At 70.9% G+C, this 26,968-nt stretch carries 19 protein-coding genes and 1 pseudogene; 7 read left to right on the top strand and 13 right to left on the bottom strand.

Annotated features, from left to right (window positions below; genetic code table 11):
- Window positions 1–10: 10 nt before the first annotated feature.
- From Q0963_RS02735 to Q0963_RS02725, 3 genes are read left to right on the top strand one after another with little or no spacing between them, the layout of a single operon-like run.
- The gene (locus Q0963_RS02735; protein ID WP_299442112.1) at window positions 11–1,972 is read left to right on the top strand and encodes a class I SAM-dependent DNA methyltransferase; all 1,962 of its coding nucleotides are present in this window, start codon (window positions 11–13) and stop codon (window positions 1,970–1,972) included.
- Complete coding sequence (locus tag Q0963_RS02730; RefSeq protein WP_299442110.1) at window positions 1,969–3,189, top strand: hypothetical protein; 1,221 nt, start codon at window positions 1,969–1,971, stop codon at window positions 3,187–3,189. Before Q0963_RS02735 ends, Q0963_RS02730 begins: the two co-directional genes overlap by 4 nt.
- Before the next feature lie 7 nt (window positions 3,190–3,196).
- Window positions 3,197–6,196: a type I restriction endonuclease subunit R gene (locus tag Q0963_RS02725; RefSeq protein WP_299442107.1), complete on the top strand. Its 3,000-nt coding sequence runs from the start codon at window positions 3,197–3,199 to the stop codon at window positions 6,194–6,196.
- A gap of 18 nt (window positions 6,197–6,214) precedes the next feature.
- Here Q0963_RS02725 and Q0963_RS02720 read toward each other — a convergent pair whose 3' ends face one another.
- From Q0963_RS02720 to Q0963_RS02700, 5 genes are all read right to left on the bottom strand, one after another.
- Window positions 6,215–7,420 carry a DUF4062 domain-containing protein gene (locus tag Q0963_RS02720; protein ID WP_299442104.1) on the bottom strand — a complete coding sequence of 402 codons (1,206 nt, stop codon included), beginning with the start codon at window positions 7,418–7,420 and terminating at the stop codon, window positions 6,215–6,217.
- 209 nt (window positions 7,421–7,629) lie between these two features.
- The gene (locus Q0963_RS02715; RefSeq protein WP_299442101.1) at window positions 7,630–10,590 is read right to left on the bottom strand and encodes a vitamin B12-dependent ribonucleotide reductase; all 2,961 of its coding nucleotides are present in this window, start codon (window positions 10,588–10,590) and stop codon (window positions 7,630–7,632) included.
- A gap of 58 nt (window positions 10,591–10,648) precedes the next feature.
- Window positions 10,649–11,146 (bottom strand): transcriptional regulator NrdR, encoded by a 498-nt coding sequence (gene nrdR / locus Q0963_RS02710; protein WP_299442098.1) that lies wholly within the window; start codon window positions 11,144–11,146, stop codon window positions 10,649–10,651.
- A gap of 287 nt (window positions 11,147–11,433) precedes the next feature.
- Window positions 11,434–12,219 carry a peptidoglycan-binding protein gene (locus tag Q0963_RS02705; RefSeq protein ID WP_299442095.1) on the bottom strand — a complete coding sequence of 262 codons (786 nt, stop codon included), beginning with the start codon at window positions 12,217–12,219 and terminating at the stop codon, window positions 11,434–11,436.
- Window positions 12,219–13,583, bottom strand: a complete 1,365-nt coding sequence (locus Q0963_RS02700) for a hypothetical protein (protein ID WP_299442093.1) — start codon at window positions 13,581–13,583, stop codon at window positions 12,219–12,221. The genes Q0963_RS02705 and Q0963_RS02700 overlap by 1 nt, the downstream gene beginning before the upstream one ends.
- Before the next feature lie 650 nt (window positions 13,584–14,233).
- Between Q0963_RS02700 and Q0963_RS02695 the strand changes: the two genes are divergently transcribed.
- Window positions 14,234–15,019, top strand: coding sequence for a hypothetical protein (locus Q0963_RS02695; RefSeq protein ID WP_299442090.1), 786 nt, complete (start codon window positions 14,234–14,236; stop codon window positions 15,017–15,019).
- Between the two features lie 31 nt (window positions 15,020–15,050).
- On the opposite strand, the gene Q0963_RS02690 is transcribed toward Q0963_RS02695, so the two are convergent.
- Together Q0963_RS02690 and Q0963_RS02685 are read right to left on the bottom strand one after the other, a co-directional pair.
- Window positions 15,051–17,960: a LuxR family transcriptional regulator gene (locus Q0963_RS02690; RefSeq protein WP_299442087.1), complete on the bottom strand. Its 2,910-nt coding sequence runs from the start codon at window positions 17,958–17,960 to the stop codon at window positions 15,051–15,053.
- Between the two features lie 8 nt (window positions 17,961–17,968).
- Entirely contained in the window at window positions 17,969–20,869 is a 2,901-nt protein-coding gene (locus Q0963_RS02685; RefSeq protein ID WP_299442084.1) for an AAA family ATPase, read from the bottom strand.
- 146 nt (window positions 20,870–21,015) lie between these two features.
- On the opposite strand from Q0963_RS02685, the gene Q0963_RS02680 reads away from it, so the two are divergent.
- On the top strand, window positions 21,016–21,237 hold the full coding sequence (locus Q0963_RS02680) for a hypothetical protein (RefSeq protein ID WP_299442081.1): 222 nt from the start codon (window positions 21,016–21,018) through the stop codon (window positions 21,235–21,237).
- A gap of 45 nt (window positions 21,238–21,282) precedes the next feature.
- Here Q0963_RS02680 and Q0963_RS02675 read toward each other — a convergent pair whose 3' ends face one another.
- Window positions 21,283–21,684, bottom strand: coding sequence for a hypothetical protein (locus Q0963_RS02675; RefSeq protein ID WP_299442078.1), 402 nt, complete (start codon window positions 21,682–21,684; stop codon window positions 21,283–21,285).
- A gap of 159 nt (window positions 21,685–21,843) precedes the next feature.
- Window positions 21,844–22,032 (bottom strand): hypothetical protein, encoded by a 189-nt coding sequence (locus tag Q0963_RS02670; RefSeq protein WP_299442075.1) that lies wholly within the window; start codon window positions 22,030–22,032, stop codon window positions 21,844–21,846.
- A gap of 140 nt (window positions 22,033–22,172) precedes the next feature.
- Between Q0963_RS02670 and Q0963_RS02665 the strand changes: the two genes are divergently transcribed.
- Window positions 22,173–22,361 carry a hypothetical protein gene (locus Q0963_RS02665; RefSeq protein ID WP_299442072.1) on the top strand — a complete coding sequence of 63 codons (189 nt, stop codon included), beginning with the start codon at window positions 22,173–22,175 and terminating at the stop codon, window positions 22,359–22,361.
- A gap of 28 nt (window positions 22,362–22,389) precedes the next feature.
- Here the strand turns inward: Q0963_RS02665 and Q0963_RS02660 are convergent, their stop codons facing one another.
- From Q0963_RS02660 to Q0963_RS02650, 3 genes are read right to left on the bottom strand one after another with little or no spacing between them, the layout of a single operon-like run.
- Entirely contained in the window at window positions 22,390–23,235 is an 846-nt protein-coding gene (locus Q0963_RS02660) for a cobalamin-binding protein (protein WP_299442069.1), read from the bottom strand.
- Window positions 23,236–23,258: 23 nt separating this feature from the next.
- Window positions 23,259–24,785 carry an ABC transporter permease gene (locus tag Q0963_RS02655; protein ID WP_299442066.1) on the bottom strand — a complete coding sequence of 509 codons (1,527 nt, stop codon included), beginning with the start codon at window positions 24,783–24,785 and terminating at the stop codon, window positions 23,259–23,261.
- Window positions 24,786–24,823: 38 nt separating this feature from the next.
- Window positions 24,824–25,825: an ABC transporter ATP-binding protein gene (locus Q0963_RS02650; RefSeq protein ID WP_299442064.1), complete on the bottom strand. Its 1,002-nt coding sequence runs from the start codon at window positions 25,823–25,825 to the stop codon at window positions 24,824–24,826.
- A 130-nt stretch (window positions 25,826–25,955) separates the two neighbouring features.
- On the opposite strand from Q0963_RS02650, the gene Q0963_RS02645 reads away from it, so the two are divergent.
- Window positions 25,956–26,534, top strand: coding sequence for an N-acetyltransferase (locus Q0963_RS02645; protein ID WP_299442061.1), 579 nt, complete (start codon window positions 25,956–25,958; stop codon window positions 26,532–26,534).
- Between the two features lie 19 nt (window positions 26,535–26,553).
- Here the strand turns inward: Q0963_RS02645 and Q0963_RS02640 are convergent.
- A pseudogene (locus Q0963_RS02640) lies at window positions 26,554–26,943 on the bottom strand (zinc-binding dehydrogenase); the annotation flags it as partial.
- Between the last annotated feature and the right edge of the window lie 25 nt (window positions 26,944–26,968).

Genomic DNA, 26,968 nt, shown 5'->3' with positions numbered 1-26,968 from the left:
CCTCACACTGATGACTCGAGAGGGAGAGATGGCGCCGGTCGGCTTCGAGGACAAGGTCGCGTTCGTCTGGAAGGTCGCGGATAAGCTCCGGGGGACGTTCAAGCAGCACGAGTACGGGTCGGTGATGCTGCCGCTGCTCGTGCTCCGCCGGATGGACGCAGTACTGGCCCCCACCCGGGAGCAGGTGCGGAACCAGGCGGCGAAGTACGACCAGATCAACGAGGGCGTGGACGCCCTACTCAAGCGCGCGGCCGGCCAATCGTTCTACAACACGTCGGCCTTCACGTTCTCCTCGATGCTCAGCGACGACAAGAACGTCGCCGCGAACCTGCGCGACTACATCACGAAGCTCTCCCCCACCGCCTACCGGATCATCGAGGCATACGACTTCGACGGGCGGCTGGAGCGGATGGACCGCGCCGGCATCCTCTACGCCGTCCTTGCCGACTTCGCCGACCTCGACCTGCGCCCGTCCATGGTGAGCAACGAGGCGATGGGCTACGTCTTCGAAGAGCTTCTACGCAAGTTCTCCGAGATGAGCAACGAGACCGCAGGTGAGCACTACACCCCGCGCGAGGTCATCCAGCTCATCGTCGACCTCCTCGTCAGCGGCCGCACCGCCCGCGAGCTCACCGAGAACCCCGCACCCGTCCGCACCGTCTACGACCCGGCCGCCGGCACCGGCGGCATGCTCATGACCGCCATGGCCCAGATCAAGAGCCAGAACGACGCGGCGATCGTCAACGTCTTCGGGCAGGAGATCAACGACGAGACCTGGGCCATCGCCCAGTCCGACCTGATGATGCAAGGCATCGACCCGGCACGGATGCGAAACGGCAACACCCTGACCCAGGACGCGTTCCCCACCGAGAAGTTCGACTTCATCCTCGCCAACCCGCCCTACGGCGTGGACTGGAAGGCCTACGCCGGCCCGATCCGCGACGAGCACAACGGCCAGGGCCACCACGGGCGGTTCGGCGCCGGCCTGCCCCGGGTCTCCGACGGCTCGTTCCTCTTCCTACAGCACATGCTCAGCCACATGAAGCCCGGCGGCTCCCGGGTCGGGATCGTGCTCTCTGGCTCCCCGCTGTTCTCCGGACAGGCCGGCTCCGGCGAGTCCGAGATCCGCCGGTGGATCCTCGAGAACGACTGGCTCGAAGGCATCGTCGCCCTGCCGGACCAGATGTTCTACAACACCGGCATCTCCACCTACGTCTGGATCCTCACCAACGACAAAGCCTCCGAGGACGCCAGCCTGGTACGCCTCGTCGACGCCCGCGCGATGGGCACCAAGATGCGCAAGTCCCTCGGCGACAAACGTAAGCAACTGACGCTGGCAGCGATCGACGAGATAGTGGGCCTCTTCCTCGGCGCTCGCGATGAGTTCGCCGACGATCCCCGCGTCAAGGTCCTGCCCCGCGAGGCATTCGGCTTCCAGCGGATCACCGTCGACCGCCCTATGCGCCGCCGCTGGGAGGTCACCCCCGAGGCCGTCGCTACCGCACCGTTCGACGCCTACGGCGGGCTTATCGGGCTGCGGTTCGAGACCGAGAAGGCGCTTCTCGCCGAGGTGAACGACCTGTCCCCGGCGCAGCGGAAGAAGTTCGCCAAGGCCTGCGCCGTCGCCGACCCTGACGCCCCCGTCGTCACCGGCCGCGGCGGGACGGTCGAGCCCGACCCCGACCTGCGCGACAACGAGAACGTGCCCCTGGCCGTCGGCTGGTTCGACCTAGGCGACGACGCCCGCGACAAGGCTTTGGTCGAGGCCGCCGAGGCCCACCTCGAGACCGAGATCCGCCCCTACGTGCCGGACGCCTGGATCGACCACACCAGGACCAAGGTCGGCGTCGAGATCCCCTTCACCCGCCAGTTCTACGTATACGAACCGCCCCGCCCCGTCAAGGAGATCGCCGCCGAGATCAAGGACCTGGAGACCCAGATCCAGACCTGGATGAAGGACCTTGACCTGTGACCGCCACGCAGGTCCGCCATCTCGCCGAGGTGTGGAGCAGCAGCGTTGACAAGCACTCAGTCGAGGGCGAAATCCCAATACGGCTGTGCAACTACACGGACGCCTACAAGAACGACACCGTCGAGCCCCACGCCGGTCTTATGAGGGCAACAGCAACTCCAGAAGAGGTGCGACGGTTTCGACTGCAGCCGGGCGACACCGTACTCACGAAGGACTCGGAAGATCCCAACGACATTGGGATCTCGGCCTTCATCACAGGCACGGCCGCCGACTTCGTGTGCGGCTACCACCTGGCTATCGCCCGGCCCCGAGAGGGCGTCGTGCCGCGCTTCCTGAACTGGGCCTTTCGATCAAGGCCCTCGCTCGCACACTTCAGCACTCATGCGAGCGGCATCTCGCGCTACGGCCTCGGCGTCGCAGACCTACGGGCGACGCCCGTACCGGTCCACGACCTAGGCCAGCAGCAGCGGATCGCGGACTTCCTCGACGACCGCGTCGCCCGCATCGACCAGATCATCGTCCACCGCCAAGAGCAGGCAGCATTGACGGACGAGCTGGCTCAAGCACAGTTGTCAGCAGTGTTCGCACCTACTGAGCAGAGGGGTCGTCTGAAGGATCTGTTGGCTGCGCCACCTTGCTATGGCGTGCTGAAGCCCGAATACGTGGACGCTGGAACCCCGATCGTGCGCATCGCCGACCTGCCAGCTTCCGGTTCCGTGGAAGAGGCCAGCCTCCCGCGCATCCCCGCCACGCAGAGCCTTGAGTACATCCGGACAAGACTCGCACGCGACGACGTGCTGCTCGGGGTTGTGGGCACGCTGGGGCGTCCGACAGTGGTGCACGCGGAGCTCGTAGGTGCCAACGTGTCCCGTGCGATTGCCCGATTGCGGCCGCGTACCGGGGTGGCCGGCGCTTACGTACAGGCCGTCCTTCGCCTTCCCGACTTCGCGCGGTTCACTGAGGAAGTCACCCATGGGACGGCGCAGTCCGTGCTGAATATGGGTGATCTCAAGAACTACCCGGTACCCCTGGCTGATCAAAACACGACGACGGACTTGCTCGCTGAGGTGTCACGGATTGACTCCGCGCATGTAGAACACCTGGGGCAGGTTCGACAGTCAGCGGCATTGCTGCGGGAGTACAAGCAGTCGTTGATCACAGCTGCGGTGACTGGTGAATTCGATGTGACGACCGCGGGGAGCGGGATTCCGGGATGAGGGGCGTATGAGCATCACGCAGGAAGCAGCGTTCGAGGCGAACATCGAGGCCGACCTGCGCGAGGACGGGTGGGCCAAGGTCGACCCGTCGGGCTACGACCGGAAGGCAGGCATCTTTCCGGACGAGGTCGTCGCGTTCGTGCAGGATTCGCAGCCGAAGGCGTGGCAGCAACTTGTCACCCGCCACGGTGGTGAGCAGGCGGCCCGCATCAAGTTCCTCAGGACGGTGGCGGATGCGATCGACCACCGCGGGACGGTGAGCGTGCTGCGCTCCCCGGTCAAGGACACCGGGGTGACGGTGCGGCTGTGCTTCTTCAAGCCGGCGAGCACCCTGAACGAGGAACAGTCGCAACGGTATGCGGCCAACCGCTTGGGCGTGGTGCGGCAGCTACACCATTCGGAGTCGCGCCCTATGGACTCGGTGGACCTGGCACTGGTCGTCAACGGCATCCCGATCGCGACGGCGGAGCTGAAGAACCCGCTCACCGGGCAGGGCATCGAGCAGGCAATGACCCAGTACCGCACCGACCGCAACCCGCACGACCTCATCTTCCGGGCCCGCACCCTGGTGCACTTCGCGGTCGACCCGCACCAGGTGGCGATGACGACGAAGCTCGCCGGGCAGGAGACGGTCTTCCTGCCGTTCAATCTGGGCAGCGCCGGCCCGGGCCGGCCGGGCAGCGCCGGAAACCCGGTGATGCCCGGGACCTACCAGACCTCGTACCTGTGGACCGAGGTGTGGCAGCGCGACGCCTGGCTGGACCTGCTGGGGTCCTTCGTCCACGACGAGGGCGGGCGGACCCTGTTCCCGCGGTTCCACCAGTGGCACGCGGTGCGTTCGATCATGGAGGCGACCTCCCGCGACGGGGCCGGGGTGGACCGGCTCGTGCAGCACTCGGCGGGGTCGGGGAAGTCGAACACCATCGCGTGGACCGCACACGCCCTCTCTCGGCTGCACGGCGCGGATGACGCGCCGATCTTCGACAAGGTCGTCGTGATCACCGACCGCAAGGTGCTGGACCGCCAGCTCCAGCAGACCGTCGCGGGGCTGGACCACACGCCGGGCACCATCGTGCGGATCGACGAGAAGTCCCAGCAGCTCAAGGACGCCCTCGAGGGCAACGCGGCGCGGGTCATCATCACGACCCTGCAGAAGTTCCCCGTCGTCGCCCGGCTCGCCGCCGAGGCCGAAGCCGAAGGAGACGCCAAGGGGGTCGTCGGGCGACGGTTCGCCGTCATCGTCGACGAGGCCCACTCCTCCACGACCGGGGACTCGGTGACCAAGCTCAAGACCGTCCTGACGGGGGACGATCCACTGGCGGAGGCGGAGGAGGAGCAAGCCGTCGCCGAGGCAGGGGAAGCGCCGGACGAGGCGCTGCTCGCCAGTGCCCGCGCACGCGGGAAGCGGAAGAACCTGTCGTTCTTCGCGTTCACCGCCACCCCGAAGCCGAGAACGCTCGAGACATTCGGGCAGGTCGACAGCCAAGGTCACAAGCGGCCGTTCCACACGTACTCGATGCGCCAGGCCATCGCCGAAGGGTTCATCCTCGACGTGCTGGCGAACTACACGACGTACTCGGTGTACTACAAGCTCGCCACCGCCCACCCCCGCAACGACCCAGAGTTCGAGTCGAGCAAAGGGCGGGCGGCCCTGGCCCGGTTCGCCTCGCTGCACCCGTACCAGCTGGAGGCCAAGGCCGAGGTCATCATCGAACACTTCCGGCAGAAGACCGCCGGGAAGATCGACGGGCAGGCCAAGGCGATGGTCGTCACCAGGTCTCGGCTGCACGCGGTGCGGATGAAGCAGGCGCTCGACGCGTACATCACACGGAAGGGCTACCAGAGCGGCGACAACCCGCTGCGCACCCTCGTGGCCTTCTCCGGACCGCTCATCGACCCGGACGACCCCCGCGGGCAGTCCTTCACCGAGGCGAACATCAACGGCTTCTCAGAGGGCCAGCTGCCCAAGCAGTTCCGCGAGGGCGGCTACCAGCTGCTCGTCGTCGCCGAGAAGTACCAGACCGGGTTTGACGAGCCGCTGCTGCACACGATGTACGTCGACAAGAAGCTCGCCGGCGTCGCCGCCGTCCAGACCCTCTCCCGGCTCAACCGGACTCACCCCGGCAAGGAGGACACCTTCGTCCTCGACTTCGCCAACACCGCCGAGGAGATCAAGGACTCGTTCGAGCCCTTTTACGAGGAGTCCTTCGCCGCCCCGACCGAGCCGAACGTGCTGTACACGATGGAGCACGACCTCATGGCCGCCGGCGTGCTGTCCCGGGATGAGATGGACACCGCCGTCGCCGCGCTGCTATCTGACGACTCGTCGCAGCAGTCGGTGCTCTACGCAAATCTCGGCCCCGCCGTAGGGCGGTTTGTCGCTCTCGACGAGGACGCGCAGGAAGCGTTCCGCGGGACCCTGCAGTCGTTCTGTCGGGCCTACGCCTTCGTGGCCCAGGTCATACCCTGGTCGGATGCGGACCTGGAGCGCCTGTTCCTCTACGGGCGGCTGCTGCTGGCGGATCTGCCCGCGCGAGAGAACGACCCCATGCCACAGCTGAGCAAGTCGGTCCAGCTCACCCACCTGAAGATCTCGGTGACTTCCGACGAGGCCATCACGCTGACCGCATCTGACGAGCCCGGCATCCCCTTCCCCGGCGAGGGCAAGGGGAAGGTCGCCGAGCCGATGCTCGACAAACTTTCCGCGCTCATCGCGGCGATGAACGAGAAGTACGGCGCCGACCTGACCGAGGCAGACAAGGTCTGGGTCGACCAGCAATGGACCGTCGTCAAGGACGACGCCGAGATGGAAGCCGTCGCCGTCAATAACGACCGCAGCCAGTACCAGATGGTCCTCGAGCATAAGATCAAGGACCTCCTGCTGGACCGGCACGAGAAGAACGGGGTGCTGTTCGACATGTTCTTCGCCAATCCCGACTTCCAGGTCATGCTGCTCAACTACCTCGGCGGCACCTACGACGAGTTCCGCCGCGAGGCAGTCCTATGAGGCCCTTATTGGGTTGAGCTAAGGGCGAGCAACTCGTACTCCGCCGCGCACATCGTCCGCTCGCTCCATGAATCTCTCGAACTCATCCTGCCGTATAGCCCCTCCCGCGAAGAGCCGCTCGGCTAGTTCCTCGTCGATGGTTCGCACTCGACTCATTGCGCCAATTGCACGCCGGTCGTTACGAAGCGTTTCGACCACGACACGTCGCTCAGCGACACTCATGTTCCGAAACGCTTCCCAATCCACGGGGAGTCGCGAAAACCGGCCGGGCGGAATACGGAGCTCAATTACCTTATCCCGGAAGACCACCACTGTACGTCCACCCGCGGGACCGCGAGGAGTGTCGAACGGGTCGACTGATATCACGCCGAGTTGGTCAAGCAGAGCTCCGAAATCTGGCGGATCCTCAGCAAACAGAAATCGTCCAGAGTCGTCTAACGTTAGGACGACGTCACACAGGATTCGAAATTCCAGCACCGCAGAGGCGACCCTCCTGGCGTCGGCATCCGGCATGGTCGATACCATAGCGACGCGCAAGTCTTCTAACTTCTCTGCGATGGCGTCAACTACAGACTGCTGCGTTTGAGCCTCCCGCACCTCATTCAGCAACCGCTGAAGCCAGGCAGACCACTGGTGCTTCAAGTGCCGCTGAATTCCCTCGATGCTGTCAAATTCGGTGACTGCATTGCCGGAAGTGCGTGCTTCAACGTAACGCAAGAAATCGAAAATGTACTTGGCCACACGCGGATCGCCCATCGTAGGGAGGCGTAGATTGCCGGCGTTGGCCAATTCTTGATTCACCTCGAAGAATCGCGCCTCTGCCCTTACTGAGCGCTCCACAAATACAAACATTGGGATGCCTCGATTAAAGGCAGTCAGCGCTTCGAGCTGAGTGACCGAAACGTTTCCCTTTTCAAGCGCATCTGTCAGAACTCCGGTGGAGTCGTCAAGTTTCCCCTCAGTCGCAATTTCATCTATGAACTCGGGCTTCGCAACACTCCCCCAGCGGCTTCCAATGATCATCACTACTGCGTCACAGGTAGCCAGTTCCTGGACGCAGGCCTTGTGCGTGTGCACCTTTGGGTCGTAAAGCACCCCCGAATACTCACTCATCACGACCTGGTGGCCCAGTCCGCTGATGAACGCACCTAGTTGGCCTCTGACCATTCCCAGGTCATAAGCCGTTGAGGAAAGAAACACGCGCATTTGCGGCACGAAAGGCACCCCAATCTGGGTCGACTGACTTGTCAACTACTCGTTGTCCCGTCAGGGAGCAAGTTGCCCCGCGACGAACGCACCTTAGAACAGCAGAGTGCAAGGAAACTGGTTTCGCGTTCTCGAGCAGCACAATAGGTGCTTCCGCGCAGACGTGGGTGCTTTGCGACGAGCCCGGGCGGATGGTTCCGCCCGGGCCCTCGTCGTGCCGCTGAGCGTCAGCTGCAGCCGCTGGTGCTGCCGCAGCCTTCGCAGACGTAGCAGGAGCCGGCGGGGCGCATCTTGGTCCCGCAGGTCATGCACATCGGGGCGTCGGCGGCCTTGGAGTTGCCGAACGCGGCCAGGAGGTCGGCCGAGCTGTGGATCTCCGAGGAGACCTCACGCGCCGACGCCGCACCCGAGCCGGACGCCGTGGTCGCCGCGGACTGCGCGTCGGCCGAGGCCTCGGTGGCAGCCGCCGGGGCAGCCGTCTCCTCGTGCTTCTTCGCCGAGGCGCCGATGCCCTGGGACAGCGACTCGATCTCGCCCTCGAGCTCCTCGTCGGACTCGTCCGAGGACTCCGGGGCGTACGAGCCGGTCTCGAGCTGGCGCGCCCGCTCCTCGGCCGTGTGGATCCCCATGAACGAGCGGGTGTCGAAGTCCAGGTAGTCCAGCGCCAGCCGGCGGAACACGTAGTCCATGAGCGACTGCGCCATCCGCACGTCCGGGTCGTCGGTCATGCCGGCCGGCTCGAAGCGCATGTTCGTGAACTTCTCGACGAACGTCTCGAGCGGCACGCCGTACTGGAGCGCGACCGAGGTGACGATCGAGAAGGCGTCCATGACGCCGGCGAGCGTGGAGCCCTGCTTGCCGAACTTCAGGAACACCTCGCCGAGACGGCCGTCCTCGTACGTGCCGGCCGTGAGGTAGCCCTCGGCCCCACCGACGGTGAACGACGTGGTCTGCGAGCCGCGACGCTTCGGCAGCCGCTCGCGGGTCGGCCGGTAGATGACCTTCTCGATGATCTCGCCCTGCGCGGCCTTGACCGCGGCCGAGGCCTTGTCGGCAGCGGCGTCCTTGGCGGTCGAGCCGCCGTCGGACAGCGGCTGGCCGACCTTGCAGTTGTCGCGGTAGACGGCCAGCGCCTTCAGGCCCATCTTCCAGCCCTGGACATAGACCTCCTCGATCTCCTCGATCGACGCCGTCTCGGGCAGGTTGACCGTCTTGGAGATGGCACCGGACAGGAACGGCTGGGTGGCCGCCATCATCCGGACGTGGCCCATCGGGGAGATGGCCCGCGCGCCCATCGCGGTGTCGAAGACCTCGTAGTGCTCGGGCTTCAAACCGGGCGCGTCGATGACGTGACCCTTGTCGGCGATGAACTCGACGATCGCCTCGACGGTCTCCTCGGTGTAGCCCAGCTTGCGCAGGGCCCGCGGGATCGTGAGGTTGACGATCTGCATCGAGCCGCCACCGACGAGCTTCTTGAACTTCACGAGCGAGAAGTCGGGCTCGATGCCGGTGGTGTCGCAGTCCATCATGAAGCCGATGGTCCCGGTGGGGGCGAGCACCGACGCCTGGGCGTTGCGGTAGCCGTTCTTCTCGCCGAGCTTGACGACGTCGTCCCACGTCTTCGTGGCGACGCGGTGGATGTCCTTGTCCATCGTGCCCAGCGTGCGCACGGCGTCGTTGGCGGCTGCGTGCTTGCGCATGACCCGCTTGTGGGCGTCGGCGTTGCGGGCGTACCCGGCGTACGGGCCGACGACCGCGGCCATCTCGGCGGAGCGCTTGTACGCGGCGCCGGTGAGCAGCGAGGTGATGGACGCGGCGAGCGCGCGGCCGCCGTCGGAGTCGTACCCGTGGCCGGTGGCCATGAGCAGCGCGCCGAGGTTGGCGTAGCCGATGCCGAGCTGGCGGTAGTCGCGGGTGGTGTCGCCGATGGGCTCGGTCGGGAAGTCCGCGAAGCAGATGGAGATGTCCATCGCAGTGATGACGAGCTCGACGACCTTGGCGAAGGTGACCGCGTCGAAGGTGTCGTCGTCGCGGAGGAACTTCAGGAGGTTGAGCGAGGCGAGGTTGCACGAGGAGTTGTCGAGCGACATGTACTCCGAGCACGGGTTGGACGCGGTGATGCGGCCGGTCTCGGGGTTGGTGTGCCAGTCGTTGATCGTGTCGTCGTACTGGATGCCCGGGTCGGCGCACTCCCACGCGGCGGTGGCGATCTTGCCCATGAGCTCGCGGGCGTCGACGGTCTCGATGACCGAGCCGTCCTGGCGGGAGGTGAGCCCGAACTCGGTGCCGTCCTCGACCGCACGCATGAAGGCGTCGGTGACCCGGACGGAGTTGTTGGCGTTCTGGTACTGGACGGAGGTGATGTCCTTGCCGCCGAGGTCCATGTCGAAGCCGGCGTCGCGCAGCGCGCGGATCTTGTCCTCCTCGCGCGCCTTCGTCTCGACGAACTCGACGATGTCGGGGTGGTCGACGTCGAGGACGACCATCTTCGCCGCGCGGCGGGTGGCGCCACCGGACTTGATGGTGCCCGCGGACGCGTCGGCGCCGCGCATGAAGGAGACCGGGCCGGAGGCGGTGCCGCCGGAGGACAGCAGCTCCTTGGAGGAGCGGATGCGCGAGAGGTTGAGGCCCGCGCCTGAGCCGCCCTTGAAGATGAAGCCCTCCTCCTTGTACCAGTTGAGGATGGAGTCCATCGAGTCGTCGACCGAGAGGATGAAGCAGGCGCTGACCTGCTGGGGGCTCGCGGTGCCGACGTTGAACCAGACCGGCGAGTTGAAGCTGAACACCTGGTGCAGCAGGGCGTACGTCAGCTCGTGCTCGAAGATCTCGGCGTCGTCGGGGCTGCCGAAGTACCCGTGGTCCTTGCCGGCCTTGACGTAGGTGAGGACGACGCGGTCGATGAGCTGCTTGAGCCCGGTCTCGCGCGCCTCGGTACCGACGGCGCCACGGAAGTACTTGGTCGTGACGATGGTGGAGGCGTTGACGCTCCAGAAGTCGGGGAACTCGACCCCGCGCTGCTCGAAGATCGTCTCGCCGGTCTTCCAGTTCTGCTGGACGACGTCGCGCTTCTCCCAGGTCACCTCGTCGTACGGGTGGACGCCCGGCGTGGTGTAGATCCGCTCGATCTTCACCCCCTTGTCCTTGGGGGCCTTACGGGCACCTGCACGTGCTCCGGCGGTCTCGGTCATGCGAATCCCTCTCTTCTGCCCCCTCTGTCGGGGCGGTGGTGACCTGGTGGTTCTAGTTCTACTGCTGGGGTCCGACAGGCGCGGTGGCCTGCGGTTCCTGCGCGGTCGCGTCCTGTTCGGCGCGCAGGAGGGTGATGGCCGACTCGAAGTCCTCGAGGGAGTCGAAGGCCTGGTAGACGCTCGCGAAGCGCAGGTACGCGACCTCGTCGAGCTCGCGCAACGGCTCGAGGACGGCGAGGCCGACCTCGTGGGCGTCGATCTCGGCGGAGCCGGCGCTGCGGATGGTCTCCTCGACCTTCTGGGCGAGGATGGCGAGGTCGTCCTCGGTGACCGGGCGGCCCTGGCAGGCCTTGCGGACGCCGACGAGGACCTTGGCGCGGCTGAACGGCTCGGTGGCGCCGGAGCGCTTGACGACGCTCAGGCTCGCGGTCTCGACCGTGGTGAAGCGCCGGCCGCACTCGGGGCACTGGCGACGGCGCCGGATGGAGGAGCCGTCGTCGGTGGTGCGGGAGTCCATGACCCGGGAGTCGGTGTGCCGGCAGAACGGACAGTGCATGGCGGGCGCTCCTCCCCCTGTGGACGAATCGGTGGACTGTGGTGTGAACAACCTGTGGACGACCGTTGTTTCTTGTGCACAACATGTGGACGAACTACAACGGTGTAACCACTAGATGTTGTGGCCATCATGCCTCCCGTGTGACCTGCGACGCAAGCAGGTGGGGGCAAAGATCGTCCGTTCGGCTGTTTCCGCAGGTCAGCGGGGGTGTGACGGGGTTGGAAGCGGCCTGCGCGGCGTGTCGGAGCACCACCTGTGGGACTCGTGTGACGTCTGGGGCACCAGATCTAGGTCTTGGCACCGCCGCGCCGGTCGTCCCGCAGCCTGGTGCGGGCGACCCGCATCTTCCCCGCCGTCGCGGGCCCGTACCGGCCGTCGACGACCAGCCCTCGGGTGCGGTTCTGGAAGGTCTTGACGGCCCCCGTCGTCAACGGGCCGAACCGGCCGTCGACGGCGAGACCGCTGCTCTGGACGACGTTGAGGCACCGCTGGAGCTGCCTGACGAGGGTCCCGGCGCTGCCGCGGCGCAGCGTCGGCACCCCGGGCGGGGCGAGGCTGCCGCGGCCCGTGGCGGGAGCGTCCCCGCCCGCGCCCTTGCCGCCCTCCGCGCTCCGGCCGCGGCCGTACTCGGGACGGCCGTAGCCGACGATGGTCGACGCGAACCGCGCCCGCCGCCGGCACCCGTCCCGGGTGTTGCCCTCGATCGTGTAGACGACGCCGTCCCGCACGCCGGTGACGATGCCGACGTGGTCGATGCGGCCGATCCGGTTGGTCTCGCCCCAGTCGAAGAAGACGATGTCGCCGCGTCGGATGCCGGCGACGTCGACGTGCCACTGCCCCTCGGTCGCGAACCGCTGGGCGTGCCAGACGGTGTAGGCGTAGTCACGGCCGAAGCACACGACGTCGGCGTTCGCGGACCGGTTGGCCCACAGGGTGATGCTCATGTCGCACCACGGGGCGCGGCTGAACTCCGAGCCGTTGCGCTCGGCGTACCAGCGGGTGATCGCGTTCGGCCGCCCGCTCGTGCCGAGGAACCGCTCGGCGGCGGCGATCATGTCGTCCACGTCGGACATCACGGGCCTCCTGGTGCGGTGCCGGCCGGGGCCCTCCCCGGCTGCTCGGGCGCGGCCGGTGGCGCGCCGTAGATGCCGTCGTCGTCGGGAGGCCCGAACTCGGCCTCGAGGAGCTCGGCCTCCTCGTCCTCGGTCATGTCCTGCCGGTCGTTGCCGGTGTCCTCCAGCAGGTTCAGCTGGTCCTGCTGGGTCGCCGAGTCCGGCTCCTCGGTCGGCCGGTCGGCGGCTGCGCTGACGGCGGGGACCATCTCGTCGTCGGTCTCCTCGTCGCCGCCGTCGCCGGGACCGGGCGCCGGGGGTGTGGCTGGAGTCGTCGGCGCGAGCGCCCCTCCGCCTGCCGGCGCGAGGCTGTCGTGGGCGCTGGGCGCCGGCGCGACGTTCGTACCTCCGGGCAGGCCTTCGAGGAGGGTCTGGGCCTGCTGGTCGAGCAGCCGCGACAGGGCCTGCTGTGCGAAGCCGAAGACGAGGGCGTAGGCCAGGATCTGCCCCTGCGAGTCGAGCTCGCTCAGGCCGGGGATGAACTCGCCCTGGACGGCCACGAGCCCGAGGATGGCGGTCAGCGCGCCCAGGGGGACCTTGAGGGCGGCGAGCGCGACGGGCACGTCGTACGGGGTCGAGGTGCCCTTGAGGTTGCGGATCGACAGGGTGGCGGCGAGCGCGCCGCCGAGCGCCCCGAGGACCGCGACGATGAGGATGTCGGCACCGCGGGGCGTGGCGATCCCCTCCCCCATGCTCGTCGGGCAGCTCGGCGTCGCGGCGTCGAAGCAGAGCGGCATGAGGTGAGGGTTGACCGCGACGAAGGCGAGGGTGCCGATGACGATGAGCGTGAGGAACGTGGCGGAGCTGAGGAGGATGTTGCGGAAGCTGCGCAGCTGCGCGTGCTCGAGGTCGAGCTGTTCGTAGCTGTCCCCCACGAGGCGCCGCAGCCGGGCCCGCCGGACGCCGGGAGTGTCCGCGAGCAGCTCGGCGACCGTGACCCGGCGCGGGTCGTCCCGGTTCAGGGTGGCGTTGGCCCGGGCGACGACGAGCGGGACCTCGGCGATCAGCTCGTCCTCCTCGAGGAGGTCGAACAGCTGGGCCCGCGCGGTGTGCATCCGCCGGTACGCCGCCTCGACGAGGGTGCCCCGCCACCAGTTCGCCAACCGGTTGGGGATCGGGTCGTCCCGGAACGCGGCGAGCCTGGCCTTGCGGATCGAGTCGCACACACCCTGGGCGAGGACCTCCTGGGACTCGGTCAGAGTGCCCCGGGCACGAGCCGCCTGCACCCGCATCTCGAGCTTGTCGGTCTCGACGGCGACGTGCTGGACCCAGATGCGCTTGCGCGGATGACCGACGTGGACGCCAGCGGACCTTTGGTTCGGCATCGGAACGGCCCTTCACCCTGGTCGCCTGCCCCGAGGGCGGCGAATCTCGCCAGGGTGAACTGGTGCCTCACCCCGGAGGCACCTTCGCGTCCGGGATCGCGAGGGCGATCCGTCGAGCGTAGGAGCGTAGGAATGGCGCGGTAAATGGCCCGGTGGAGCCATTCGCCGACCTTCGCGAGGGCCTCGGCTCGCCGCCCGGGCCGGGCATGGCCGTGGCCTGGGTCGGCTCCTAGCCGGGCCGGTCATATACAGGTCCCGCAAACGTTCCGCCAAGCGGAGGTATCCCTCCGGAAGCGGAGGAGTCGGAGGCGTTTTCATCCGGGTCCGGAGCAATACCTCCGGGTTCCGGAGGAGTTGGGGCGATCCCTCCGGAATCGGAGAGATACCTCCGGGTTCCGGAGAATGCCTGGGCATTCCGGCCGGAATCGGAGGGATACCTCCGGGTTCCGGAGGTAGCTCCAGGCCATCCCTCCGGATTCGGAGGGATACCTCCGGGTTCCGGAGCGAATCGCGGGAGGCCATTTGGCAGCGGGGGACGCCTGCGGCCGGGCATCATCCGTGGGGCACCACAGGGACTTCCCAACCACCCCAGCACCACGCCCCTGGCGACGACCGGCCGGGAGCCTGACGACTACCCGGAGAGGGACGCGATGACCCAGCGCCACCCGGCCCTGCCGGGGACCGGCTTCCTCGACGACCCGACGGCGGGGCTGCGGCGTCGGCTCGCCGACCTGCACGACCTCGCGCTGCGCCCCCTCGACGGCAGCGACCGCCTGGGGGCCCGGCTGCTGGCCGTCGCGGGCGGGCCGGGGTCGGTGCTCGTCCGCTCGACGCGCCCCGCGGGCTGGGGCACGGCCGCGGCCGCGCTGGCGTTGCTCGCCGCCCTGCTCACCCAGCTCGTCGACCTGGTCGGCTCCGCGCTCCGCGGCGGGGGTCTCGACCTGCTCGCCGGCCGGGGCTTCATCCTGCTCGCGCTGTTCGCCGTCTTCGTCGACACGGCGCTCCGGATCTCGGGCACCCCGCTGCTCGCCGTCGGGCCCGCGGGGGTCGCCCTCGCCTTCCCCCCGGACTACGACCCGGCCGCGCCGCGCACCCGCGTCGTGGCCGCCCGCTCCGCGCAGGCACCGATCGACCTCGTGCCGTGGCGCGACGTCGCGGCGCTCCTCCACGTCCGCGTGCCGGTGGCCGCCGTCGCCGGGCTCGCCCACCTCGGCGTCCGCCTGCGCCGGCCGCTCCCCCACCGCTGGCCGCACCCGCCCGACCCCGGAGTGGAGCCGACCACCGATCCCGCCACCGCGTTCGGCACGCGCCTGCTGACCCGGCCGCTGACGGAGCTCGACCCGGCCCGGCTCGCCGCGCTCACCACCGCCGTGGCCCGGCACGCCCCAGGCACCCCCCTCGAGGACGTGCCCGCCGGGGCGGCTGCGCAGACCTGACCCACCGCGGAGACGCCTCACCTCGGCCTCGTCACAAGGCCGACTCCTGCCGGGACGCCCAGGCGGCGAGCTCGATGCGGTTCGCGCTCCGCGTCTTGCGCAGCATGTTCGAGATGTGCGAGCTCACCGTCTTCTCGCTGAGGAAGAGCGCGCCGGCGATCTCGGCGTAGGTCCGCCCGGCGACGACGTACGCCAGGATCTCCCGCTCACGCGGGGTCAGCCGCATCCCGGGCGGCGAGTCATCCGGCCCGGTCACGACGGCCAACGAGATACGCGCCGACCGCGCGAGCGCCTCGATCGCCCCTCGCGTCGGCGCTGCCTCCAGCCGCACCGCGATCCCGTGCCCCCGCCGCAGCACCGCCGCAGCCTGGCGACGTCCGTCGGCGTCACCACGCCGCAGCAGCGCCTCCCCCGCCCGCCACGACGCGTACGCCTCCTCCCAGGGCCGCTCCGCCGCCGCGAGCAGGTCGACCGCTGCGCACCAGCAGCGAGGTGCGTCGTCCGCGAGGCGGGCCCGCGCGACCTCGGCGGCGTACCACGCGTCGAGGGCGTCGAGCTCGGAACGGTAGAACTCGGTGATCTCGCCGACGTCCCGTGCGACCTGCGGGAACCGCGCCCGGAGCTCGTCGATCCGGCGCAGGTACGGGCCCGGATCCTGACCGGCATCGCGGGCTCCGCAGACGAGGTCGGCCAGACCTCGTGCCGCGATGGGCACGAGCCACTCGCAGTCCGTTGGCAGGATCTGCTCGGGATCCAGCCCGTCGAGTGCCGCGGCCACGGCGCCCTCGTCATCACCCGCGGACAACAGCACCGTCGCCAGGACCCTCTCGTAGATGAAGGCCGGCGCCGGCCGCCCTCCCTTGAGGAGCTCGTCGGCACGGGCGAGGTGCGCCTCGGCCTCCCGCTGCCGGCCCTGGCCGGCTGCGAGCAGGGCAGCGGTGAGCCGGGCCGAGAAGTCGCCCGACGGACCGGGGTCGGAACCGAGCGCCACCCGGAGCCGGTCAGCACACAGCCGAACCTCGCCGAGATGCAGTGCCGTGTGCGCCTGGGACGCACACAGCCACGCGACGTACGGGTGGGCGATGCGCAGCTCCAGCATCTGCCGTCGTCTCTGCTCCATCGCCTCGAGCCAGGCCCGCGACCGCGTGGCGAGGGAGTTGGCCTCCCAGAACGCCGCGTCGAGAAGAGTGAAGCCGTCGCCACAGGCCGCGGCCGCGTCTGCCGCCACCCGCCCCGCTTCGTGACCGGAAACGGCGTCCGACAAGTTTGCGTACATCGCCACCGCTGCCAGCCCGTACGCCCGCGCCCGGTCCTCGCCCCGCCGCTCCCCCGCGTCGACGGGTACGCCGTCGGCTGCTGCGGACAGCAGCGCCTCGACCTCGGCGAGGGCCGCAGCCGCGAGGGCGGCCCGTCCCTCCCAGGTGAGGATGTGCACGTACTCCGCGACGACGTAGAGCCGTTGCCACGAGCCCGGCCGGAACGCGCTGAGCGCCAGAGGGCGGGCGAGATCCCCACTCGTCTCGCCGCGCCCGGTGATGAAGCAGAGAATCGCGCGGCGGGCCCCCAGCACCGCGAGGGTCAGCGCGTCCTCCTCGACGTCCTCTGCGAGTTCCTCCCCTAGAGCGTCGATCGCCTCGAGCTCGGCCTCCCAGTCCGCGAGGTCCTCGGCGAGGTCACGGACCTCCAGGAGCGTTTCGCGCCAAGCAGCTCCCGGACCCGCGAGGCTCGCGCCATATGAGACGCACCTGCGGAGCATCCGCAGCCGTCCGACCTCGTCGCCGGATGCTCGCATTGCGCGGGCGGCGAGCAGCGCCCACCGTCTGGCCTCCTCCGGGCGGCCGGCGCGCGTGTAGTGGTCTGAGACGGTCTCGGCGAGCTCGGCGGTCAGCTCCGCACCGGCCTCCTGTGCGTACTCCGCGGCGAAGCCCGCATGGAGGGCACGACGCTGGTCCGGCAGCAGGCTCGCCTCGAGCGCCTCGGCCTGGAGCGGGTGGTGGAACCAGTACGCCCCGTCGTCGGCGACGTCGAGCATCCCGGCGTCCACCGCCTCGTGCAGCGCCGGCCCCGGGTCCGGCAGGTCGGCGATGTCGGCGACGCGGGCCAGGGGCGCACCCCGGACGGGCCGCCCGCCGACGGCGAGGGTCACCACAAGACGCCGGGCGTCCACCGAGAGCACCCCCCAGCTGCGGACGGCGGCAGCGCTCAGCGCCTCGGGCAGGTGGCGCGGCAAGGCGCGGCTCGACGGGTCCAGCCCGTCGACGAGCAGCCGCGCAAAGTACGGGTTGCCACCACTGCGCACGTGCACCTCGTCAACGAGGGAGGTGTGCGCGGGCTCGCCGAGGACCAGCGCCAGCTCCTCCCCGACCTCGTCGCGCGTCAGCGGTCCGAGCGTCCGCTCCTCGACCCCCGGGAGACGCCGAGCATCGGCCAACCAACGTCGCAGCGGGTGGCTCGGCCCCACGTCGGTGGACCGCACCGTCAGCACCACACCGAGCGGTCGCTCCACCGGCCCGGCCAGGACGTACAGCAAGGCGTCCAGGGTCTCCCCGTCCGCCCACTGCAGGTCGTCCACCATCAGCACCACCGGTCCGGCGGACGTCTGGCGGGTCAGCCAGTCATCGACCGCCACCGGAACCGGCAGCTCCCGACTCGCCGCCCCGCCCCCGGAGCCCAGCACAGCCGGCTGCTCGTCCGGGGGGAGCGCCCGCACCGCGCTCCGGAGCCCGAGCAGCGGGACGCTCACCGCGGTCAGCGGCAGGCACGTCCCGGGAAGGACGAGCGCCCCCTCCCCCGCCGCCGTCTCGCACGCCGCGCGCACCAGCGTCGTCTTGCCGATCCCCGCGTCCCCCTGCAGCACCACCGCCCCGAAGCGGCCGTCGCGGGCTCCACGGACGAGGTTGGTGAGCACCCCTAGCTCTTCCGCGCGCCCGACCAGTGACACCGCTCCTCTCACCGCCCCTCCGTCCCGCGCGAGGCCCACGCGGCGAGGTCGACGCGGTTCGCGGTGCCCGTCTTGTGGAGCAGGTTCGAGATGTGCGAGCTCACCGTCTTCTCGCTGAGGAAGAGCGCGCCGGCGATCTCGGCGTAGGTCCGCCCGGCGACGACGTACGCCAGGATCTCCCGCTCACGCGGGGTCAGCCGCATCCCGGGCGGCGACTCATCCGGCCCTGTCACGACTGCCAACGAGATACGCGCCGACCGCGCGAGCGACTCGATCGCCCCTCGCGTCGGCGCTGCCTCCAGCCGCACCGCGATCCCGTGCCCCCGTCGCAGCACCGCCGCAGCCTGGCGACGTCCGTCGGCGTCCCCACGCCGCAGCAGCGCCTCCCCCGCCCGCCACGACGCGTAGGCGGCGTCCCAGTCGAGGGACGCCTCGCACAGCAGGTCCGCCGCCCGGCAGAACAGCCCCGCGACATCCTCGAGCAGTCCGGCCCGGGCGACCTCGGCGTCGTACAGGGCGTCGAGCGCGTCGAGCATCCGCCGGTACGGCTCTGCCCCCAGCCCGGCGTCCTCGAGCACGTGCGGGAAGTCCGCGCGGAGCGCCGCCAGCCGGGCGCGCGGGCCACCGGGGTCGTGCCCGGCGTCGGCCTCCCGCCGGACGAGGTCCGCCAGGGCGCGGGCCGCGAGCGGCGCCAGCCACTCGCACCACGTCGGCCGGGCGCCGGGTGCCCGTATCGCCGCCGCGGCGACCTCCGCCGCACCAGGCAGGTCACCGCGGTGCAGAAGGACCGTCGTCACGGCAGCGGCCGTCGCGAAGTTCGGGGTGGAGTCCTCGTCGGGGATGAGCTCGCGGGCCCGCGCGAGGTGGGCGTCGGCCTCGGCCTGCCTCCCCTGCGACGACGCGAGGACGGCGGCCGTGAGCCGGGCGAGGTAGTTCCCGGCCCGGCCCGCGTCGGCCCCGAGCGCGACGCGGAGCCGCGCCTGTGTCTCCTCGACATCGCCGAGGAACCAGAGCGTCGACGCGATGCCGGCGGAGAGCCACGCGACGTAGCGCTGTGGCGCCCCGATGTCCTCGAGGACCCGGCGGCCCCGGTCGATGATCGCGGCCATCTCCGGGGTGTAGTCGGACCGGCAGTTGGCGTCCCAGAACGTCGCGTGCAGGATCGTCACCCCGTCGGCCACCGGGCCGGCTGCCTCGACCGCGCGATGCCACAGCTCGTCGGCCCGACCGGGGCACTCGCCGGCGAAGGTGTCCGCCATGATCTGCTGCCCGAACGCGTAGGCCCTGGCCCGGGCCCACTCGTCGGCCTCGGAGGCGTCGGTCACCACCGGTGCGGCGTCGGCGATCGCGAGCGCCTCCGCCGCCGCCGCGCAGCCGCCCTCGGTGTCCCCCGTCCACAGCAGCCTGCGGGAGTACTCGCACAGGACGACAGCCCGCTGCCACACCCCCGGGTGGTCGGCGCTCAGCGCCAGAGCGGCATCCAGCTCCTCGGGGTCATCCGGACGCCCGAGCCGGAAGCCGACCATCAACCGCCAGGCCGTGAGCACGGCGGCGCGCAGCGGGTCCACCGCCGGGTCGACGAGCTCCCGCAACCGGTCGGTGGCGGCCAGCTCGGCTTCCCAGTCGCCGATGGAGCGCGCGGACCGGCGGAGCCCCTCGACGAGGTCGGCGAGCGACTCGGTCGCCGTGTCCACGCGCGGCCGCAGGTCGGCCGCCCGGCGCAGCATCCGGAGCCGGCCGACGTCGTCGCCGGCGGCGAGCATGAGGTCGGCCGCGCGGACCGCCCAGGCGTAGGCCCGGGCGTCGTCGTCGGCCAGCGCATAGTGGTCCGACACGGTCTCCGCGAGCTCGGCCGACGGGTCACTCCCGACCTCCGCCTCGTACCCGGCGGCGAACCCGGCGTGCAGGATCCGCCGCTCCTCGGGGAGGAGCCCCTGCTCGAGGGCCTCGGCCTGCAGCGGGTGGTGGAACCAGTACACCCCGTCGTCGGCGACGTCGAGCATCCCGGCGTCCACCGCCTCGTGCAGCGCCGGCCCCGGGTCGGGCAGGTCGGCGATGTCGGTGACCCGGGTCAGCGACACGCCGCGGACGGGCCGCCCGCCGACGGCGACGGTGACGACGAGGCGCCGGGCGTCCGACGAGAGCACCCCCCAGCTGCGGACGGCGGCAGCGCTCAGCGCCTCGGGCAGGTGCTGCGGCAAGGCGGAGCTCGACGGGTCCAGCCCGTCGACGAGGAGGCGCGCGAAGTACGGGTTGCCTCCGCTGCGGGCGTGGACCTCGTCGACCAGCGTCGAGTGCGCGGGCGCGCCGAGCACCAGGGCCAGCTCCTCCGCCAGCTCGTCACGGCTCAGCGGCCCGAGACGGAGCTCGCCGACCCCCGGCAGCCGGCGGGCGTCCGCGAGCCAGCCGCGCACCCGGTGCCCAGGCCCCACGTCGCTGGAACGGACGGTGAGCAGCACCGCGAGCCGCCGCTGCGGGGCGCCGGCGAGGACGTAGAGCAGCGCATCGAGAGTCTCGTCGTCCGCCCAGTGCAGGTCGTCCACGGCGAGGACCACCGGACCGGCCCCGGTCTGCTCACCGAGCCACTCGTCGAAGGCCACCGGGGCGAGCAGCGCCGCACCGGGGGTCCCGAGGAAATCCGGCCGCTGCTCCGCGGGCAGCCCCCGCACCGCACTGCGCAGACCGATGAGCGGCACCGCCACCGAGGTCAGCGGCAGGCACGACCCGGACAGGGCCAGCGCTCCCGCCGAATCCGCTGCGGCACAGGCGGCTCGCACGAGGGTCGTCTTCCCGATCCCGGCGTCCCCGTGGATGACGAGCGCCCCGAAACGCCCGTCGTGGGCACCACGAAGCAGCTCGGAAAGGTCCCGCAGCTCCTCCGCGCGTCCGACCAGGGCGGTCGCCGCCATCTCTCCAGTGTCCCGACGGCATGCCACGGAGTCCATGACACATCTGAGGGGTGCACGGGCCGATCTGAGGGGGTGCACCGGATGTGGGGATGGGGCCGCCGGCAGGACGGTGGATCCGTCAGCAACACCACCACCGAGGAGTCATCGTGAACCGTCTACAGCTCCGCAGAACGGCCGCTCTCATCGGGATGCTGCTCGTCCTGCCGCTCACCGCCGTCCCGGCCGCCGCGCGCCAGGACCCGGGCACGCCCACCCAGCAGGCCAGCCCCCTGACCTGTGTCCTCGAGCGGGTCGACGAACAGCTGGTCCGCTGCGACCTGCTCACCGGCAACGGGGTGCCGGCACCGACGTACATCCCCGAGCAGTAGGGACGACGCCGGCGGAGCCGAGGCTCCCGCCGGCGTTGTTCCGTCTCAGTGGACCCGCGGCACCATGAGCGTCACCGATCCGTACCCCGTGAAGCTCCCGTCCTCGAACTCGCCGGCGACGGTGTACGTGCAGTCGACGATGAGATTGCGGGTCCGCGGCACGTTGGGCTTGGCGTACGCCGGCTCCGTGAAGGTCTCGGGCTCGCCGTCGGTCGGCGTGAACGTGCCCGTGAACTCGCCGAACGCGATCGGGACCCCGACGAGCGGGCTGTTCAGGTCGTGGGCGGGCGTCCAGTCCCCGTTCCCGGCGACCGAGACGGCGAAGGTCTCCCCGTCGCACTGGAGCGTGATGTCGAAGTAGGCGGGCGGGTCGGCGTGGGCCGGAGCGGCCGCCAGACAGGTCGCGGCCAGGGCCAGCCCGGCCGCCGTGGACAGCGTCTTTCGCATCGTGACCTCCTCGATGGCGCGTTCGACACGGGCCCGCTCCGTTGCCCCATGCCCCGGTCGTCAGTCCCCACACGAACGTGATCCTCCGGACTGTCCGCCTCCCCGAGAGCCGCTGTCAACGGCCCGATCGAGCCATTCGCAGGTCCCACTCGGCGGGGGTCACTCCCCCGGCGTCGCACCCTCGTGGACGAGCGCCGCGGTGACGATCCAGTGCCAGTCCGTCGGACCGGACCCGCCGAACGCGCCGGCCCCGCACGGGCACAGCCAGTGCCACCGCCCCTGGGCGTCACACGTGACGCTCGGGTGGTGGCTGCGGCGGGCGGTCCGCCGGCGGGTCGTGGTCCTCATGTGACGAGGACCGCCGAACGGCGACCGTTGATACACCGAACGGACGAGACCTCGGGCACTCGGCTGTGCGGCACCCCGGTCGGTGTCACGCTCGTCGTGTCAGAGCCACACCGGACGCACCTGGGGAGGACCGCGTCACCATGGGATACCAGATGGAAGGCCCGCTGGGCCGCTACACCGACTGTTCCCGGTTCTCACGCCGGGGACCGACCGAGGGCTACCAGCCCGCGCCGATCCTCGACGTCGTGCTCGTCGGGCTCACCGCCCTCGGGGCCCGCCTCGGCGAGCACCACCACGGGCACGAGCGCCGATCCCGCAAGCGCGGCTGAGGTCGGGCGAGCCACCCGACCCCAGCACTCACGGGTGCAGCGCCGCCGCCAGCTCCTCGACGCCGTCGACGAGCCGGGGCCCCGGGCGCGCCCACAGCCCGTTCGCGTCCACCGGGTAGACGAGCACACCGTCGGGCAGCAGCCCCGACCCGACGAGCCCGGCCGCCTGGGCCCGAGCCCCGTCCAGGTCGAACCCGCACGGCGCGACGACGACGACCTCCGGCCCGGCCGCCCGCACGTCCTCCCACGTGACGCGGCGCGACCGCTGGCCCGCCTCCCCCAGCACGCACTCGCCGCCGGCGAGCGTGACCATCTCGGGGATCCAGTGCCCCGGCGCGTACGGCGGGTCGGTCCACTCCAGGACGGCGACCCGCGGCCGCGACCGGCCCGCCACCCGCAGGGCCACGGCCTCGAGCCGCGACCGGCAGCCGGCCACGAGCTCGGCGGCCGCGTCCGCGCGCCCGACGGCCCGCCCGATCGTCAGCACCGAGTCGAACACCTCGTCCAGGGTGTGCGGGTCGACGGTGACGACCTCGGCCGTACACCCGAGATGGGCCAGCGCCTCGTCGACCGTCGCGACGTCGAGCGCGCACACCGCGCAGAGGTCCTGGGTGACGACGAGGGCGGCGTCCAGCCCGGCGAGCGCGCCGGCGTCGAGCCGGTACAGGTCCTCCCCGGCGGCCACGGCCGCGGCGACGGCGTCGTCGATCTCGCGGGGCGTGAGCCCCTCGGGCAGCGTGGTCGTCGACACGACCGGGCGGCTGCGGGCCTGCTCGGGGTGGTCGCACTCGAACGTCACCCCGACGACGTCGTCGCCCGCGCCGATCGCGAAGAGGATCTCGGTGGCGGACGGGATGAGGGAGACGACGCGCACGGCGCAGACCCTACGGTCCGGCGTCAGCCGCGCGGGACGTCGCGCCGGCGGAAGCCGACGACACCGGCCGCGGTGAGCGCCGCCGCGACGACGACGAGGACGGCGAGCGCGACCCCCGAGACGTCACCCTGCGGCGGGGTGCCGACGTGCGTCGTCGGTGAGACGTCGAGGAGCCACTGCGGCATCTGCAGCCCGGCGCCGAGGAACGCGATGAACGTGACGCCCCCGAAGACGCCCCAGGCGGCGACGTAGCCCCGCGGCAGCAGCCCGAAGAGGGCGGCGGCCAGCCCGGCGACGACGATGACCGCCGGGACGTACGCGAGCCCGGCCCCCACGACCGGCCACACCGACCCGACACCCGTCACCGACGCCGAGGTGAGCCCGAGCACCGCCGAGGACGCCCCGAGGATGACGACGAGCCCGGCGAGCACGACGCCGAGGTGGGCGCCGAGCCAGCGGGTGCGGGCGACCGTGCCGGCGAGCTGGGGCTCGAGCCGGCCCTCGGTCTCCTCCTGGCGCAGGATGCCGAGGGCCTGCACGACGTAGCCGATCCCGAGGATCGCGAGGTAGAGGACGACCATCGCGAGGAAGCCGTCCGCGGGGTCGTCGCCGAGGCTGATGTACACCTCCAGGGCCGGGTTGCCGGTGAGCGCGTCGACGACCTCCTGGGCGAGCGACCCCATGACGGCGGCGAGCACCGTCGACCCGACGAGCCAGCCGACGAACGAGCCGCGCTGCAACGCCCACGCCAGACCGAGCGGGCGCTGCAGGAGCGTGGACGCACGCTCGGGCCCGGCGCCGCCGCGCCACAGCGCGCTGCCGAGGTCGCGGCGGGCGGCCAGCACGACGGCAGCGCCCGCGAGCAGGACCGCGACGACGAGCGGCACGAGCAGCACCCACCAGCGGGGCTCGCCGAACGGCGCGGTGCGCTCGGCCCACCCGAGCGGCGACAGCCAGACGACCCACCAGCCCCGGACGTCGCCGACCCCGCGGAACACGTAGGCGACCGCAAGAACGGCGAGCGCTACGCCGTACACGGCGCGCGCGTGGAGGACGACCTGCGCCAGCAGCGCAGCGAGCGCCGCGAACACCAGCGCCAGCGCGCCGAGCGAGAGGGAGTACAGCACCGAGCCCTCGGTGGGCACGCCTGCCGCGACGAGCGAGACCGCGAAGCCCACCATCGTCACGACGACGGTCACGACGACGACGACGAGCGACGCGAGGACCGGCGCCCGCCGGTCGACCCGCCCGGCGAGCAGCTGCTCGAGCCGCCCGCTCTCCTCCTCGCGCCGGGTGGCGGCGGTGACGAGCCCGACCCCGAGCAGCGGCATGAGGAAGGCGGCCAGGAAGCCGAACTCGTCCTGCACGATGCCGCCGAGGGTGTCCAGGCCCTCGACCCGGCCGTTGACGGCGACGAGCGCGTCGGTGGCGATGGCGTCGGCGTACGTCTGCACCTTCGTCGGGGTGTCGTAGAGCTCGGCGACGGAGACCGCGGTGGCGGCCATCGTGCCGACCAGGGCCAGGACCCAGACGAGAGCGCTACGCCGCATGGTCCGCCACCGGATGCGCAGCAGCGGCCCCAGGCCGGTCATCGCGCGCCCCGGCCCGCCCGGTGCCGGCCGTCGACCTCGGGGATGCTGTCGTCAACCCGGCCGGCGTGCGCACCGTCGTCCGGCGGCGCGCCGGGCGCATCGCTGTCGTAGCTGCGCAGGAAGAGGGTGTCCAGGCTCGGCGGCTGGACCGTCAGGGTGTGCAGCCGGGCGGCGTGCAGCCGGCCCACGGCGTCGTCGAGGTGGTCGGCGTCGACGGAGAACCGGACGTCGGTGTGCGGGCCAGCAGGCTCGATGACGAGGTCGGCGACGCCGGTGACCGCTCGCAGACCGGTCGGCTCGGTGGAGGTGACGGCGTGCACCGTCGTGCGGGTGTGCCGGCGCAGGTCGGCGAGGGAGCCGGTGGTCACCGTGCGGCCGTGCCGGATGATGCTCACCCGGTCGGCGAGGGCCTCGACCTCGGCCATGAGGTGGCTCGACAGGAGCACCGTGACCCCGTCCGCTCGCCGCTCGTGGACGACGTCCTGGAAGGTGCGCTCCATGAGCGGGTCGAGCCCCGCCGTCGGCTCGTCGAGCAGCAGCAGCTCGGCGTCCGCGGCGAGCGCGGCGACCAGGGCCACCTTCTGCCGGTTGCCCTTGGAGTAGTCGCGCGCCCGCTTCGTCGGGTCGAGGTCGAAGCGCTCGACGAGCTCGCGTCTGCGTGACTCGACGAGCCCGCCGCGCGCTGCCGCGAGGACGTCGAGGCACTGGCCACCGGTCAGGCCCGGCCACAGCGAGACGTCACCGGGGAGGTAGGCAAGACGTCCGTGGAGGCGGGTCGCGTCGTGCCACGGGTCGCCCCCGAGGAGCCGTACCGACCCGGCGTCGGCCCGGACCAGCCCGAGGAGCACCCGCAGCGTCGTCGACTTGCCGGCGCCGTTCGGCCCGAGGAAGCCGTGCACCTCCCCCGGGGCCACCGCGAGGTCGAGACCGTCGAGGGCCCGCACCGCGCCGAAGGTCTTGACCAGGCCCCGGACCGTGACGACGTCGTCGGTGCTCATCGGTCCCCGCCCCCGGCGTCCGGTCGGCCGGCGGCGCCGTCTGCTCGGGCGGAGCGCACGCCTCCATCCTCGCGGGACCGGCGAGCGGTGTCGAGGTGGCCGCTGTCACAGCCGGGTGGTTCGCTGGGGCATGGCCTGGACCACCCACCCCGTGACCCCCGACCGGTTCGAGGACTTCGCCGACGTCGTCAACCCGAACCGGCGCGCGACGCACTGCTGGTGCCTGGCTCACCGGCTGCGCCAGCGCGACATCGACGAGCTCGGCGGCGGCAGCCGCGAGCAGGCGATGCGCCGGCTCTGCGAACGGGACGACCCGCCGGGGGTCGTCACCTACCAGGACGGGGTGCCCGTCGGCTGGTGCAACATCGGCGCCCGCTCCGACAACCCCCGGCTCGTGCACAGCACGAAGATCCAGCCCGTCGACGACCTGCCGGTGTGGAGCATCGTCTGCGTCGTCGTCCGCGGCGGCCACCGCAAGCAGGGCGTCACGACCCCCCTGCTCGAGGGCGCGGTCGCGTACGCCGCCTCGCGCGGAGCGCCCGCCGTCGAGGCCTACCCGGTCGACCCGGCGGGCCGACGCATGGACCTGACGATGGCCTTCGTCGGCACCCGGTCGATGTTCGAGAAGGTCGGGTTCGAGGTGGTCGGCACCACCGAGGCCGTCGCGTCGGGGATGCCCCGGCTCGTCATGCGCCGGCGTCTCGGCTGAGCAGCAGGCACGCGGCGGCTCAGGTGGCGGGGGCCACCCGCAGTAGCACGTTGCCCACTTTCCGGCCGGACTCCACGTAGCGGTACGCCTCGACGATGTCCTCGAGGTCGAAGGTGCGGTCCAGTACCGGGCTGTACGCGCCACTGGCGAGGCGGTCACGCAGGAAGGCCATGACCTCCGGGCCGTCCTGCGGGACCGGGAAGTTCACATGCCGCCCCCGGAAGAGCGGGGTGACGGAGGCGAGCGGCGGGTTCTGCCACCCCGGCCCGAGCTCGGAGGACAGGTAGACCCCGCCCGGCCGCAGCAGGGGGCGGCACGCCCAGAAGGTGCTCTTGCCAACGGTGTCGAGCACCGCCGCGAACGGCCCCGTGGCCGCGGCGAGCCCCTCGCGCTGCCAGTCCACGACGTGCGAGGCGCCGAGCCCGCGGGGCGAG

It is taken from the genome of uncultured Phycicoccus sp. (assembly GCF_947495705.1).
GTDB lineage: Bacteria > Actinomycetota > Actinomycetes > Actinomycetales > Dermatophilaceae > Phycicoccus.
Note: the sequence above shows the minus strand (reverse complement) of the source record. Positions and strands in the feature narration are given on the sequence as shown.

Excerpts from the sequence above, each read along its gene's own strand:
- Q0963_RS02735 (WP_299442112.1), top strand. The coding sequence starts at position 11 with ATGACTCGAGAGGGAGAGATGGCGCCGGTCGGCTTCGAGGACAAGGTC.
- Q0963_RS02725 (WP_299442107.1), top strand. The coding sequence starts at position 3,197 with ATGAGCATCACGCAGGAAGCAGCGTTCGAGGCGAACATCGAGGCCGAC.
- Q0963_RS02715 (WP_299442101.1), bottom strand. The coding sequence starts at position 10,590 with ATGACCGAGACCGCCGGAGCACGTGCAGGTGCCCGTAAGGCCCCCAAG.
- nrdR (WP_299442098.1), bottom strand. The coding sequence starts at position 11,146 with ATGCACTGTCCGTTCTGCCGGCACACCGACTCCCGGGTCATGGACTCC.
- Q0963_RS02705 (WP_299442095.1), bottom strand. The coding sequence starts at position 12,219 with ATGTCCGACGTGGACGACATGATCGCCGCCGCCGAGCGGTTCCTCGGC.
- Q0963_RS02700 (WP_299442093.1), bottom strand. The coding sequence starts at position 13,583 with ATGCCGAACCAAAGGTCCGCTGGCGTCCACGTCGGTCATCCGCGCAAG.
- Q0963_RS02695 (WP_299442090.1), top strand. The coding sequence starts at position 14,234 with ATGACCCAGCGCCACCCGGCCCTGCCGGGGACCGGCTTCCTCGACGAC.
- Q0963_RS02685 (WP_299442084.1), bottom strand. The coding sequence starts at position 20,869 with ATGGCGGCGACCGCCCTGGTCGGACGCGCGGAGGAGCTGCGGGACCTT.
- Q0963_RS02675 (WP_299442078.1), bottom strand. The coding sequence starts at position 21,684 with ATGCGAAAGACGCTGTCCACGGCGGCCGGGCTGGCCCTGGCCGCGACC.
- Q0963_RS02670 (WP_299442075.1), bottom strand. The coding sequence starts at position 22,032 with ATGAGGACCACGACCCGCCGGCGGACCGCCCGCCGCAGCCACCACCCG.
- Q0963_RS02665 (WP_299442072.1), top strand. The coding sequence starts at position 22,173 with ATGGGATACCAGATGGAAGGCCCGCTGGGCCGCTACACCGACTGTTCC.
- Q0963_RS02655 (WP_299442066.1), bottom strand. The coding sequence starts at position 24,785 with ATGCGGCGTAGCGCTCTCGTCTGGGTCCTGGCCCTGGTCGGCACGATG.
- Q0963_RS02650 (WP_299442064.1), bottom strand. The coding sequence starts at position 25,825 with ATGAGCACCGACGACGTCGTCACGGTCCGGGGCCTGGTCAAGACCTTC.
- Q0963_RS02645 (WP_299442061.1), top strand. The coding sequence starts at position 25,956 with ATGGCCTGGACCACCCACCCCGTGACCCCCGACCGGTTCGAGGACTTC.